This is a genomic window from Novosphingobium percolationis, assembly GCF_020179425.1.
Classification (GTDB): Bacteria; Pseudomonadota; Alphaproteobacteria; order Sphingomonadales; family Sphingomonadaceae; genus Novosphingobium; species Novosphingobium percolationis.
Genome location: NZ_JAILYM010000002.1, coordinates 189,685 through 202,103, shown reverse-complemented (window position 1 = coordinate 202,103; position 12,419 = coordinate 189,685). Strand labels below are relative to the sequence as shown.

Below are 12,419 nucleotides of genomic sequence, written 5' to 3'. Positions count from 1 at the left end.
GGAACGTGCCTTACGTGGTGGGGGTGGAGCGCTTGCGGCGCAGGAGAAGCGCGAGATCGTCGCGCGTGAAGGCCCCGAGCAGGACCGCGGCGAGGCCATAGACCACGCCGCCCGCCAAAACCAGCACGGCCAGCGCGGCGAAGCGGATCATCCACGTGCCATGGACGTAGGGCATCAGATACCCTTGCGTCGCCCACAGCACCGCGCCCATCGCGATCGCGGCAAGCGCAAGACGCGGCGCCCGGCGCCTGAGCCGCGCATCGGCGACGAAGTGCCCGCGCTGCGTGAGCGTGCGGTAGAGCATGACGACGTTGACCGTGCTGGCGATCGCGGTCGCCAGCGGGGGGCCCATGTGCTGCAAGGGCACGATCAGCGCGAGATTGCCGACGAGGTTCACCACCATCGACATCGTGGCGTAGCGCACCGGCGTCTTCGTATCCTGCCGCGCATAGAAGCCGGGTGTCAGCACCTTGACCAGAATGTAGCTGGGCAGGCCGATCGAGAACGCGGCCAGCGCCTGCGCGGTGAAGTGCGTGTCTTCGGCGGTGTAGCGGCCATAGCCGAACAACGCGGCGGCGATCGGTTCGCCCGCCAGCACCAGCGCAGTCGTGGCCGGCAGGGTGAGCAGCAGCGCCAGCTCCAGCCCGCGGTTCTGCGTCTCCATCGCGGCCTGATGCTCGCCCGCGCCCAGTTGGCGCGAGATCGTGGGCAACAGCACGGTGCCAAGGCCGATGCCGATCAGCCCCAGCGGCAACTGGTTCAGCCGGTCGGCCATGTAGATGTAGGTGACCGAGCCATGCGCGAGCAGGCTGGCGGCCAGCGCGGTCGAGATCACGAGGTTGATCTGCACCGCGCCCGCGCCCGCGGCGGCGGGCCAGATCAGCGCAAGCAGGCGCTTGACCTCGGGGTTGAGGCAGGGGCGGCGCAGCCGCAGCGACACGCCATTGCGCTTGCACGCCCATGCCAGCCACAACAGTTGCAGCGCGCCCGAGACCGACACCGCGATCGCCTGGTTGCGCGCCGTGACCAGCGGATCGGCATGGTGGAAGACCAGCAGCGCGGCGATCAGCGTCAGGTTGAGCAGGATCGGCGCGGCCGCATTGACCCAGAACTTGTGCATCGAATTGAGGATGCCACCGAACAGCGAGACGAGGCTGATCAGCATCAGGTAGGGAATGGTGAGCCGCGACAGCGTGACCGCGAAGGCGAACTGATCGGGACTGACGCCGTTGAACCGCCCCGACAGCAACAGCGTCACCGGCCAGGCGAACACTTCCAGCAGCATCGTCATTGCCAGCAGCACCGGCAACAGCACCGCCAGCGCTTGCTCTGCAAAGACGAGGCCGTCTTCAAGCCCCTTGCCTTCGGGATTGCCGACTTTCTGGTTGAACATCGGGATGAAGGCCGATGCGAACGCGCCTTCGGCGAACAGCGCGCGAAACATGTTCGGCAGGCGGAACGCGACCAGAAAGGCGTCCGAGGCGAAGCTTGCGCCGATGTAGCGCGCGAACAGGCTGTCACGGACGAGGCCGAGGATGCGGCTGGCGAGCGTCAGCCCGCCGATGGTGCCGGTCGCCTTGAGGAGATTCATGCGATCACCTTGTTGCGACCGGCTACCGAACAGAAACGATCAGGCCTGGCCCGCGCCGGCGGCCAGTTCTTCTTCCTGGCGCTGCTGTAACTGCGCGAAGTAGAGGCCGTTGAAGTCGATCGGTTCGAGCATCAGCGGCGGATAGCCGGCATCGCGCACGGCGTCCGCGATGATGCGGCGGGCGAACGGGAAGATCAGGCGCGGGCCTTCGGCGAACAGGAACGGATGAGCCTGCTCATCCGGCACGTTGCGCATGCCGATCAGCGCGGCATAGACCAGCTCGATCGCGAAGGCGGTGCCCTGGCTGGTCTTCGACGCGGCGTTGATCTTCAGCTCGATCTCATGGACGTCGGCCGCGAGCGAGCGCGCGCCGATGTTGAAGTCGATGTGCATCTCCGGCTGCTCGGTCCACTGATAGGATTCGGGCGCGTTCGGGTTCTCGACCGACAGGTCCTTCACGTACTGCGAGATCAGGCCGATCTGCGGGCCAGTGTCCTCGCCATTGGCAAGGGGGTCCTGATCGAGATTGAGGTCGGAGATGATGTTGCCTTCGTCGGCCATGGATCGTGCTTTCGTACGGGATGGGCAGGAAATACTTTGGCGCGCCGCCTAGCACCTGCCGCGGGACGCGGCAACGCCGGAGCTGTGCCGGCCCGCGCACCATCTTCCCTTGGGGGCAGGTCACCCTTGCGAGCGCGACGTAAGGGCAACTTCCTGCCGTCCACGCGTTGTTCATTTGTAATCCGTACCTATTTGAGGCACGGTGATTCACTGCCCGGCGGACGGACAATCGACCGCTCGTGCCGGGCCTGATTTCGGGACGAGTGCGCGTGATTGTTGAAATTGTCATCTTGGCGATGATCGCCGCCTTCCTGGGCCTGCGGCTCTATTCCGTGCTCGGCCGTCGGCCCGAGCAGAACGAGGAACCGCTGCGCCGCCGGATTGAACAGCCCGATCCTTCGAACGCAAGCCCGCGCAGCCTGGCGCCGCGCCTGCCCGAAAAGCCCGGTGCCGTGGGTCGTCCCGCGCCGGCCCAGCCCGAGGCCAACGTATTCGACGTTCCCGCCGAAGCAGGTGTGCGCGCGATCATCGCCGCCGATCGCCGCTTCGACGTGGGCCAGTTCCTGAATGGCGCGAAAGGCGCCTATGGCATGGTCCTCGCAGCGTTCTGGCGCGGCGACAAGGACGAGCTGGCGCAACTGTGCGACCGCGACGTCTACCAAGGCTTCGCCACCGCGATCGACGCGCGCCTTGCGGCTGGCGAGACCATCGACGCGCGCCTTATCCGCATCGAAGAAGCGCGCATCGTCGCAGCCGACTATACCGCGCCGGTCGCCCGCATCACCGTCCGATTCCTGGCCGACGTGGCCTCGGTCACGCGCGATTCGGCCGGCATGGTGATCGCCGGCTCGCTCAACGACGCCATCGAGGCCCGCGACCTCTGGACCTTCACCCGCGATCTGACCTCGGGCGATCCCGACTGGTTGCTCGACGAGACCGACGAGGCCTGAAGCCAGACCTGCCCTTTACTTCAGGGGGCTGCACTTTACCGGGCGCTTCCCTTTCCCCATAGGCCCCGAGCTTGTCGAAGGGCCGCCTTTTTCCTAGGTTCGCGGCCAGCACCGCAGGAGGCATTGGGGCGAGATGAATATCCGTGGCGCAGGCCTGCTCATGGCATTGGCCCTGCTGGGGGGCTGCGGACGCATCATTCCTGAAACCGGGGGCCCGGTAGTGGGCCCGCGTCCCCTGCCTCAGCCAACCCCGCCCGCCACCGCCGCATTGATCGGCGTGCATCCCGGCCCGCCGGCGCCGGGACTGGGCTTTGACGCGGACAACGCGCGCGCCGCTCTCGCCTCGTTCATCGCCAGCTGCCCGCGCCTGACGCGTCGCGCCGATGGCAGCGGGCTGACCCGTCCTGCTGACTGGGCGCCCGCCTGCGCCGCCGCCGGCACGTGGCCTGCCGCCGACGCCGCGCGCTTCTTTTCGAGCTATTTCGAAACCGCGCGGGTGGGCGATGGCTCGAGCTTCATCACCGGCTACTACGAGCCGGAGATCGCGGGCGTGCGCACGCGCCAGCCGGGCTTTGACGTTCCCGTCTATGCGGCGCCGCCCGATCTGGTCCGCGCCAATCCCGGTGATGCCGCGCCACTTCCCGACGGGCGCATGCCGCTTGGCCGCTATGACGAGACCGGGCGCTTCGTGCCCTATTGGGACCGAGCCGCGATCGAAGACGGCGCGCTGGCGGGCAAGGGGCTCGAAATCGCCTGGGCGGCGGACGCGGCAGAACTGTTCTTTCTGCAAGTGCAGGGCTCGGGCCGGTTGCGCGCGCCCGATGGCAGCGTCGTCCGGCTCGGCTACGCGGCGGTCAACGGCTTCGACTACACAGGCCTTGGCACGGTGATGAAGGCGCAGGGGCTGATCGGCACCGGCCCCGGCCAGTACCCCGGATCGATGCAGGGCATCCTGCGCTACATCCACGAGCATCCCGACGAAGGCCGCGCGCTGATGCGGCAGAACCGCAGCTACGTGTTCTTCCGCGAGATCACGGGCGAAGGCCCGGTCGGCGCGCTGGGTGTTCCGGTGAAGGGGCGCACCACGCTTGCCGCTGACCCTTCCTTCGTGCCACTGGGCGCGCCCGTGTTCCTGTCCACCGATCGTGCGGAAGTCGGCGGGTTGTGGGTGGCGCAGGATACCGGCGGCGCGATCAAGGGCGCCAACCGCTTCGACAGCTTCTGGGGCGCGGGCGCAGAAGCCCGCCGCATCGCAGGCGGCATGAGTGCGCGCGGGTCCGCGCTGATCCTGCTGCCCAAGGGCACGCTTGCGCACCTCGATGCCCAGCGAGCGACGACGCGATGAGAAGCCCGCGCGGGCTGTCGCCCGAGGAAACCGAGCTGTGGCGCAAGGTGGCACAGACGGTCACCCCATTGCACCCTGAGCGCCCTGCCGCCCCCTCGCCTGTGGCTGCGAGCGCGACTGCGCCAGAACCACTCCCTCCGCCCAAGCGCATCAAGGGCCGCGTTCCGCCGCAGCGCCTCGCCCCACCGACGCCAGCTCCGCCGACCCGACCGCTCACCAACCACGGGCTCGATTCCACTTGGGATCGCAAGCTGGCGCGCGGCGCGATCCAGCCCGATTTCACGCTCGACCTCCACGGCATGAACCTCGACACCGCATACACGCGCCTCGTCGGCGGCATCGGACAGGCGCTGGCGATGGGCGCGCGCGTGGTGCTGCTGGTGGCGGGCAAGCACCGCCCGCACAGCGATCATGATCAGCGCGGCGAGCGCCGCGGCGCGATCCGGGCCAAGTTGCTCGACTGGCTGGCGCATAGCCCTCACGCCAGCAACATCGCCGCCGTCCGCCCCGCGCAGCAGCGCCATGGCGGCGCAGGTGCGGTCTATATCGTGCTGCGCAAGCGGTAGGGCCTCACCCGGCCAGCGCGGTCAGCGCGATGCGGCGGTAGATGCGGGCGAGCACGTGCAGGTCTTCCATCGCCACGGCTTCGTCGGTCTTGTGCATCGTCGCGTTGCACAGGCCGAATTCGATCACCGGACAGACGGCGCGCAGGAAGCGCGCATCGCTGGTGCCGCCAGTGGTGGAGAGTTCGGGCGACAGGCCCGTCTCGGCTTCCACCGCCGCGACCACGAGGTCGGAGAACGCGCCAGGCAGCGTGACGAAGCTTTCGCCCGAAATCACCGCGCGCGCCGTGCCGCCGTGGCGTTCGGCAATGGCGGTCACGCGCTCGACCAGTCCGGCACCCGTGTGCAGGTCATTGAAGCGGATCGAGATGCGTGCCCGCGCCTCGGCGGGGATCACATTGGTCGCCGGGTTGCCGACGTCGAGGTCGGTGATTTCGAGGTTCGACGCCTGGAACCAGTCGCTCCCTTCGTCGAGCACCAGCATATCGAGTTCGGCCAGCATCGCAACAAGGCGCGGGATCGGGTTGTCGGCAAGGTGCGGATAGGCGACGTGCCCTTGCGCGCCCTTGACCGACAGCCACACGTTGACCGAGCCGCGCCGTCCGATCTTGGCCATGTCGCCGAGACGATGAACGCTGGTCGGCTCGCCGACCAGGCACAGATCGGGCAGTTCGTTGACGGCGCGCATGTGCTCGATCAGGGGCACGGTGCCGTACTTCGCCGGCCCTTCCTCGTCGCCGGTGATGATCAGGCTGATCGTGCCCGCGTTCTGCGGGATTCCCGCCACGGCGGTGACGAAGCTGGCGATCGAGCCCTTCATATCGACCGCGCCGCGCCCATGCAGCAGGTCGCCGCGCCGTTCGGCCTTGAACGGGCCGCTGGTCCAGCCCTCGCCGGGCGGCACGACGTCGAGGTGGCCCGCGAAAGCGAAGTGGCGGCTGCCCTGCGGCCCCTTGCGGATGGCGAACAGGTTCTCGACCGGGCCTTCGGGCGGAGCACCCGCGACGAAGCGGTGAACGTCGAAACCAAGCGGTTCGAGCATGGCCTGAAGGCAGGCAAAGACCTCGCCCGTCGCCGGCGTGACGCTCTCGCAATCGATCAACCGCTCGGCCAGTTGCACCGGATCGTGAGTCATGCCGCCAGTCGTCATGCCGTCTGCGCTCCTTCGAACTGCTCGATCGTCCATTCCTCGTCCTCGGCCGCTGCCACCCAGGCCTCGACCCACGGATGCTCCCACACCGCCTGCATGTAGGCCTGCGCGAAGCCCGGCACCGGCACGCCATAGGTGAGGAAGCGCGAGACCACCGGGGCATAGATGATGTCGGCGGCGCAGAACGTGCCGAACAGGAACGGCCCGCCCTGCCCGAACCGGGCACGGGCCTCGGCCCACAGCGTCAGGATGCGCACGATGTCGCCGCGCACTTCGGCGGTCACAGCCACCCCTTCGACGTGCCGCCGCACGTTCATCGGCATCTCGCGGCGCAAGGGCAGGTAGCCCGAATGCATTTCCGCCACCATCGAGCGCGCCATGCCGCGCGCCGCGTCGTCCCTGGGCCAGAAGCGATCGCGCCCGACCTTGTCGGCAAGGTATTCGATGATTGCGAGGCTGTCCCACACCACCGCTGCATCCGGGCCATCGCCATCCCACAGGATCGGCACCTTGCCCGATGACGGCGCCAACTGGCCATCTTCCTTCTTCCGCGCGTCCCAGTCGTCGCCATAAAGCGGCACGGTCAGTTCCTCGAAGGCGAGGCCCGACTGCTTGCACGCCAGCCAGCCGCGCAGCGACCAGCTCGAATAGTTCTTGTTGCCGATCACGAGCTTCATCGCGGGGGAGTCCTCGTTCGCCTCCCGCTCCGCCTAACCATTCAGCAAATGCCTGTCGAGGCTGAACGGGCCGCGCGCTTAAGGGAAAGTGCGCAAGGATGGTGCACAAGCTTGCCAAGGTCTGCCCGGTACCGTCCGGGCCATGCGCGTCACGTTCCCGCCATTCTCTTGGCGACATCCCCAGATGCCTGAGCATCGCCCCCATGCGATTGCGCAGTTCCATCGCCTCCGCCGACAGGTGCCGCCCATGTACTTCATGGTCGCGGTCAGCGCGGCGACGCTGGCCTATACCCATCTCAGGATGGCGCCGACCTGGCTGTGCGTCTACCTTCCGATCGCGCTCATCGCGCTAAGCATGATGCGCTTCATGCAATGGCTGGTGCCGATCCCGGCAGAACAGATCACCCACGCCTATGCCAGCTCGATGCTGCGCCGGACCGAGTTCTTCTCGTGCCTGATGTCGGTGGGGTTCATCATCTGGGCGCTGATGCTCGACCAGTATGGCGGGCCCTACGAACACGGCCACGTCGCAGTCTTCGTGGGCATTTCGGTGATGGGCTGCATCTTCTGCCTCACCTACCTGCCGCGCGCCGCGCATACCGTGTGCGCGATCGTGCTGGGGCCGTTCCTGATCTATTGCGTGGCGCGCGGTGCGGTCGTGCAGATGGCAATGGCGTTCAACATCCTCGTCGTCGGCCTGATCGTGCTGAAGGTGCTGCGCGATTCTTACGCCGCCTTCCTCGCGCTGGAAGCCTCCCGCGATGCCTTCGAAACCGAGCGCGCGCAGGCGCAGCGGCTGAGCGAAGAGAACGCGCGCCTCGCCCATTCCGACCCGCTGACCACCCTGCCCAACCGGCGCTACTTCTTCGCACGGCTCGATTCGATGCTGGCGCGCGCGCAGGAGGACACCACCTTCTGCATCGGCGTGATCGACCTCGACCGCTTCAAGCCGGTCAACGACACGCTGGGCCACGCTCAGGGCGACCGGCTGCTGCAGGTCGTGGGCGATCGCCTGCGCGCGCTGACCTGCGCCGAAGTCACCATCGCGCGGCTGGGCGGCGACGAGTTCGGCCTGATCGTCGAGGGCGACATGGAGAGCGCCTCGCGGATCGGCCAACAGGTCTGCGACGCCATCCATCGCCCCGTTTCGTTGGGCGATACGGCCGTGTCGGTGGGCTGTTCGGGCGGACTCGCCGCCTTCCCCGCCGCAGGCAGCACCGCGCACGACCTGTTCGACCGGGCCGACTTCGCGCTCTACCATGCCAAGAAGCAGCACCGCGGCACCTGCGTGCGCTTTTCGGGCGAGCTGGAGAAGCTCATCCGGTCCGAACAGGCGCTCGAAGCCGCGCTGCAGGCCGCAGATCTCGCGCAGGAACTGGCCGTGGCCTACCAGCCGGTGATCTCGACCCGCTCGATGCAGATGGTCGGGCTGGAAGCGCTGGCCCGCTGGACGTCGCCCACGCTCGGCCCGGTTCCGGCCGAAATGCTGTTCACCACCGCCGAACGGCTGGGTCTGGCACGCAAGGTGACGCTCACGCTTTTCGCGCGCATTCTGGATCAGGTGCGCAGCCTGCCCCACAGCGTCCACGTCTCGTTCAACCTCGCCCCCACCGACATCGCTGATCCGGATACGGTCGAGGGGCTGCTTTCAGCCATGGCGCGGACGGGAGTGCGCGCCGAGCGGCTCGTTTTCGAAATCACCGAGACCAGTCTGATCCACGACGCCCACGTCGCGCGCGCCGCGCTGGAACGGCTGCGCGCTTCCGGCGCCCGCATCGCGCTGGACGATTTCGGCACGGGCTATTCCAGCCTCAGTTCGTTGCACCAGCTGCCGATCGACATCCTCAAGATCGACCGCAGCTTCGCCACCCGGCTCGACGATCCGGTGGGGCGGCGGCTGATCAGCGCGATTCGCAACCTTGCGCGCACGCTGTCGCTGGCCTGCGTGTTCGAGGGCATCGAGACCGAGATGCAGCTGATGGAAGCGACACTCGCCGGGTTCGACTTCGTGCAGGGCTACCTGCTGGCCAAGCCCGACAGCCTCGATGCGATCCTGGCAACGCAGGAACAGCGCCGCATCGCGGCGGCGTAGCTCCTACTGCTCGGCGTCTTCCAGCACGGCGGCGCGAAGTTCCTCGATGCCCATGCGCTTTTCCGACGAGGTGACGATGATGCGCGGATAGGCCGCGGTGCGCTTGCGCGCGGCAGCCTCGGTCGCGGCGGTCACTTCGGCCAGTTCGCTCGCCTTGATCTTGTCCGCCTTGGTCAGCACCACGCGATAGCCGACGCCCGCTTCATCGAGCATCTGCATCATGTCGACATCGACCGGCTTGATGCCATGGCGGCTGTCGATCAGCAGCAGCGTGCGCTTGAGCACGACCCGCCCGCGCAGGAAATCGCGCACCAGACGCCGCCACTGCTCGACCACCTTGGGCGGGGCCTTGGCGAATCCGTAGCCGGGCATGTCGACCAGCCGCAGCCGGGTAGGTTCGCCCACTTCGAAGTAGTTCAGTTCCTGCGTGCGCCCCGGCGTGACCGAGGTGCGCGCCAGCGACTTGCGGCCCGTCAGCGCGTTGAGCAGCGACGACTTGCCGACGTTCGAACGGCCCGCGAAAGCGACTTCCGGCACCGTCGGGTCGGGCAGGAATTTCAGCGCGGGCGCCGACTTCAGGAACTCGATGGGTCCAGCAAAAAGCAGGCGCGCGCGCTCGATCAGCTCGGCCTGCGCGGCCTGTTCTTCAGGGCTCAGCGCGGGGAGCGCGGGGATGAGGGGCTCGCTCAACGTCCGGTCGGCTTCTTGCTGTCGCGCGCGGTCGCCCGGTCGATGTCCTGCTGGTCCTTCGCGCCCTGCGCCTTCAACTGCGGGTGGCGGCTGTAGAGATAGCGCTGCTGCGCGATCGTCAGCAGGTTGCTGGTGATCCAGTAGATCAGCAGGCCCGCCGCGAACGGCGCCATCACGAACATCATCATCCACGGCATGATGCCCATCACCTGCTGCTGCGCCGGATCCATGGCCGAGGGTTGCAGCTTGAACTGCGCCCACATCGTCACGCCCAGCAGGATCGCCAGCGGGCCGATGGCAAGGAAGCTCGGCGGGGTGAACGGCAGCAGGCCGAACAGGTTGAGCACGTGCAGCGGATCGGGCGACGACATGTCATGGATCCACAGGCCAAAGGGCTGGTGCCGCATCTCGATGGTCAGCACCAGCACCTTGTACAGCGCGAAGAACACCGGGATCTGCAGGAAGATCGGCAGGCAGCCGGCGAGCGGGTTGACGCCCTCCTGCTTGTAGAGCGCCATGATTTCCTGCTGCTGGCGCTGCTTGTCGTCCTTGTAGCGTTCCTGCAGCGCCTTCATCTTGGGCTGGATCGCCTTCATCGCCGCCATGCTGGCGAACTGGCGCTGGGCGACCGGGAACATGATCCCGCGCACGATCAACGTCAGCAGGATAATCGCCACGCCAAAGTTCTTGACCGCGCGGAACAGCGAATCGAGCAGCCAGAAGATCGGCTTCTCGAACCAGCGGAACCAGCCCCAGTCGATCGACAGCGACAGGTTGGTCACGCCCTGCTTTTCGTAGGCCTCAAGGATCTTGTTTTCCTTTGCCCCGGCGAACAGGCGCAAGGACTGGCTCTGCGTCTGGCCAGGCGCGACGGTCACCGGCTGGTAGAGCAGATTGGCCAGGAACAGCCCGTTGCCCAGCGCGCGATAATCGCCGTCGACCTTTGCATTGGCGTCGGGGACCAGCGCGGACAGCCAGTAGATATCGGTGAAGCCGATCCAGTTGGGCTTGCCCGCGGCAGGAACACTACCGGCGGCGGTCACATCCTTGTAGTTGGTGGCGAAGCTGACCGAACCATCGAACGCGCCGATCGGGCCGGAATGGACCTGCCAGGTGTCGATGCTGGCGGTGCGGTCGGTGCGGTTGATCTGGGCGATCGGCTGGACCACCACGGGCGCGGCGCCGGCATTGCTGACACTCTGCGTGGCGGTGATCATGTAGTTTTCGTCGATCGCATAGCGGATCGCGAAAGTCTGGCCGGTGGGGTTGGTCCACTTGAGCGTGACCGGGCTTGCCGGGGTGAGCTTGCCGCCCTCGACGCTCCACAGCGTGCGTGCATCGGGGAGCGCGACGCCCTTGCCCGCCCAACCGAGCTGCGCGAAGTGCTGCGCCGGGGTGCCGGCGGGCGAGAACAGGCGGACGGGCGCGCTGTTCTTGTCCAGCGCCTCGCGGTGGCGGGCCAGGGTCAGGTCGTCGATCACCGCGCCGACGAGGTTGATCGAGCCCTTGAGGCCCGGCGCATCGATCGCGACGCGGCTGGGCGCGGCCAGCGCCTGCACCAGATCCTGCTTTTCCAGCGCCTGGTCGGCTGCGTTCTGCAGGCCGCCTTCGCGGGTGGGCTTGGCCGGCGCGGCGTCGCCGGTTGCGGCGCCCGGGGTGGCGGGGGCGGAAGCCACGGCCTTGGGCTTCTGGGCGCTCTGCGGATAGAAATACCGCAGCCCGTAATCCCAGCCGATCAGCAGCAGGCCCATCAGGACCACCGTCAGGATCAGATTGCGCTGGTTTTCCACTATGCCTCGCGTCCGTTCAAAATCGTCTTGCAGGGGATGTCTGCGGGAAATGCGCCCAGTAGGGCTAGGCCTCAGGGCACGGGATCGTAGCCGTGCCCCCCCCAAGGATGGCAGCGCAATAGCCGCTTCGCGGCAAGCCAACCACCCTTAATCGCACCATGCTTTTCCAGCGCCTCGATCGCGTATTGCGAGCAGGAAGGCGCATAGCGGCACGATGGCGGCAGCACGCGCGAAGGGCCTAGTTGCCAGCCGCGCGCGATCAGGATCAGCAGGCGCTTCACTTCCCTCGCCCATGCGCCTTGCCCGGCCGCCTGCTCCCACCACGACTGCGCGGCGGATCGCCCTTGCCCGCAGCAGCGCGGGTCAGGGCGGCGGTCAGCTCATCGCGCAACAACGAAAAGTCGCGCTCAATGCCGGTTTCACGCCCGATCAGGACATGGTCGGCGCCTGCAATGCCGATGGAGGGGAGGAGTTCGCGCAGCAAAGCGCGGAAGCGGCGCTTCATGCGGTTGCGGACAACCGCGTTGCCGATCTTCTTGGTGACGGTGACGCCGAAGCGCTGCGATCCGTCAATGCGCGCCAGCGGGTTCACCAACAACACAAATCCGGGCCTTGCGACCCGGATTCCGCGGTTGGCGGCCAGAAAGTCCGCCCGCTTGGCTATTGTCGCAAGCTTTGGTGCCGCAAGTTGGGGCGAAGGCGCGGAAAGCGCGTCCGCCGTCACTTGCAGACCGCTCGCGATCAGGCCGACAGCTTCTTGCGACCACGGGCGCGACGGGCGCGCAGCACGTTGCGGCCGCCGACGGTGGCGGTGCGGGCGCGGAAGCCGTGACGGCGGGCACGCACGAGGTTGCTGGGCTGGAAAGTGCGCTTCATCGGTCTGCTCTTTTCGTTCGAATCGATTGATGGATCGCCGCCGCGAACGACGGGACACGGAATCAGGGGGCGGCGCATAGGCAAGAGCGGCCCCGAGGTCAAGCTTTGGCGCGGTATCGGAGCCTGCTGCGCGG

The 12,419-nt window shown here is 67.3% G+C and carries 13 protein-coding genes; 4 read left to right on the top strand and 9 right to left on the bottom strand.

Annotated features, from left to right (window positions below):
- Positions 1-10 precede the first annotated feature (10 nt).
- Together murJ and secB are read right to left on the bottom strand one after the other, a co-directional pair.
- On the bottom strand, positions 11-1,591 hold the full coding sequence (murJ, locus tag K3A84_RS05430) for a murein biosynthesis integral membrane protein MurJ (RefSeq protein ID WP_225008313.1): 1,581 nt from the start codon (positions 1,589-1,591) through the stop codon (positions 11-13).
- Between the two features lie 39 nt (positions 1,592-1,630).
- Positions 1,631-2,152 carry a protein-export chaperone SecB gene (gene secB, locus K3A84_RS05425; RefSeq protein ID WP_225008312.1) on the bottom strand — a complete coding sequence of 174 codons (522 nt, stop codon included), beginning with the start codon at positions 2,150-2,152 and terminating at the stop codon, positions 1,631-1,633.
- 269 nt (positions 2,153-2,421) lie between these two features.
- Here secB and K3A84_RS05420 point away from each other — a divergent pair, with 269 nt between their 5' ends.
- The 3 genes from K3A84_RS05420 (at position 2,422) to K3A84_RS05410 (ending at position 5,013) form a co-directional block, all read left to right on the top strand.
- Positions 2,422-3,102 (top strand): Tim44/TimA family putative adaptor protein, encoded by a 681-nt coding sequence (locus K3A84_RS05420; RefSeq protein WP_225008311.1) that lies wholly within the window; start codon positions 2,422-2,424, stop codon positions 3,100-3,102.
- A gap of 133 nt (positions 3,103-3,235) precedes the next feature.
- Positions 3,236-4,447, top strand: coding sequence for a murein transglycosylase A (mltA, locus tag K3A84_RS05415; protein WP_225008310.1), 1,212 nt, complete (start codon positions 3,236-3,238; stop codon positions 4,445-4,447).
- A complete protein-coding gene (locus K3A84_RS05410) occupies positions 4,444-5,013 on the top strand; it encodes a Smr/MutS family protein (protein WP_225008309.1) in 570 nt (189 codons plus the stop codon). Before mltA ends, K3A84_RS05410 begins: the two co-directional genes overlap by 4 nt.
- 4 nt (positions 5,014-5,017) lie before the next feature.
- Here K3A84_RS05410 and dapE read toward each other — a convergent pair whose 3' ends face one another.
- Positions 5,018-6,160: a succinyl-diaminopimelate desuccinylase gene (dapE, locus tag K3A84_RS05405; protein WP_404823110.1), complete on the bottom strand. Its 1,143-nt coding sequence runs from the start codon at positions 6,158-6,160 to the stop codon at positions 5,018-5,020.
- On the bottom strand, positions 6,157-6,837 hold the full coding sequence (locus K3A84_RS05400) for a glutathione S-transferase family protein (protein WP_225008308.1): 681 nt from the start codon (positions 6,835-6,837) through the stop codon (positions 6,157-6,159). Before K3A84_RS05400 ends, dapE begins: the two co-directional genes overlap by 4 nt.
- Before the next feature lie 247 nt (positions 6,838-7,084).
- Between K3A84_RS05400 and K3A84_RS05395 the strand changes: the two genes are divergently transcribed.
- Complete coding sequence (locus K3A84_RS05395) at positions 7,085-8,929, top strand: putative bifunctional diguanylate cyclase/phosphodiesterase (RefSeq protein WP_225008307.1); 1,845 nt, start codon at positions 7,085-7,087, stop codon at positions 8,927-8,929.
- 3 nt (positions 8,930-8,932) lie between these two features.
- Here the strand turns inward: K3A84_RS05395 and yihA are convergent, their stop codons facing one another.
- The 5 genes from yihA to rpmH form a co-directional block, all read right to left on the bottom strand.
- Positions 8,933-9,586 (bottom strand): ribosome biogenesis GTP-binding protein YihA/YsxC, encoded by a 654-nt coding sequence (gene yihA, locus K3A84_RS05390; RefSeq protein WP_225008889.1) that lies wholly within the window; start codon positions 9,584-9,586, stop codon positions 8,933-8,935.
- Positions 9,587-9,615: 29 nt separating this feature from the next.
- Entirely contained in the window at positions 9,616-11,409 is a 1,794-nt protein-coding gene (yidC, locus tag K3A84_RS05385) for a membrane protein insertase YidC (protein ID WP_225008306.1), read from the bottom strand.
- Between the two features lie 71 nt (positions 11,410-11,480).
- Positions 11,481-11,690 (bottom strand): membrane protein insertion efficiency factor YidD, encoded by a 210-nt coding sequence (gene yidD / locus K3A84_RS05380; protein ID WP_225008305.1) that lies wholly within the window; start codon positions 11,688-11,690, stop codon positions 11,481-11,483.
- Positions 11,687-12,133: a ribonuclease P protein component gene (rnpA, locus tag K3A84_RS05375; RefSeq protein ID WP_225008304.1), complete on the bottom strand. Its 447-nt coding sequence runs from the start codon at positions 12,131-12,133 to the stop codon at positions 11,687-11,689. Before rnpA ends, yidD begins: the two co-directional genes overlap by 4 nt.
- Before the next feature lie 17 nt (positions 12,134-12,150).
- Positions 12,151-12,285 (bottom strand): 50S ribosomal protein L34, encoded by a 135-nt coding sequence (gene rpmH, locus K3A84_RS05370; protein ID WP_225008303.1) that lies wholly within the window; start codon positions 12,283-12,285, stop codon positions 12,151-12,153.
- Positions 12,286-12,419: the final 134 nt, after the last annotated feature.

Excerpts from the sequence above, each read along its gene's own strand:
- murJ (WP_225008313.1), bottom strand. The coding sequence starts at position 1,591 with ATGAATCTCCTCAAGGCGACCGGCACCATCGGCGGGCTGACGCTCGCC.
- secB (WP_225008312.1), bottom strand. The coding sequence starts at position 2,152 with ATGGCCGACGAAGGCAACATCATCTCCGACCTCAATCTCGATCAGGAC.
- mltA (WP_225008310.1), top strand. The coding sequence starts at position 3,236 with ATGAATATCCGTGGCGCAGGCCTGCTCATGGCATTGGCCCTGCTGGGG.
- K3A84_RS05410 (WP_225008309.1), top strand. The coding sequence starts at position 4,444 with ATGAGAAGCCCGCGCGGGCTGTCGCCCGAGGAAACCGAGCTGTGGCGC.
- dapE (WP_404823110.1), bottom strand. The coding sequence starts at position 6,160 with ATGACGACTGGCGGCATGACTCACGATCCGGTGCAACTGGCCGAGCGG.
- K3A84_RS05400 (WP_225008308.1), bottom strand. The coding sequence starts at position 6,837 with ATGAAGCTCGTGATCGGCAACAAGAACTATTCGAGCTGGTCGCTGCGC.
- K3A84_RS05395 (WP_225008307.1), top strand. The coding sequence starts at position 7,085 with ATGTACTTCATGGTCGCGGTCAGCGCGGCGACGCTGGCCTATACCCAT.
- rpmH (WP_225008303.1), bottom strand. The coding sequence starts at position 12,285 with ATGAAGCGCACTTTCCAGCCCAGCAACCTCGTGCGTGCCCGCCGTCAC.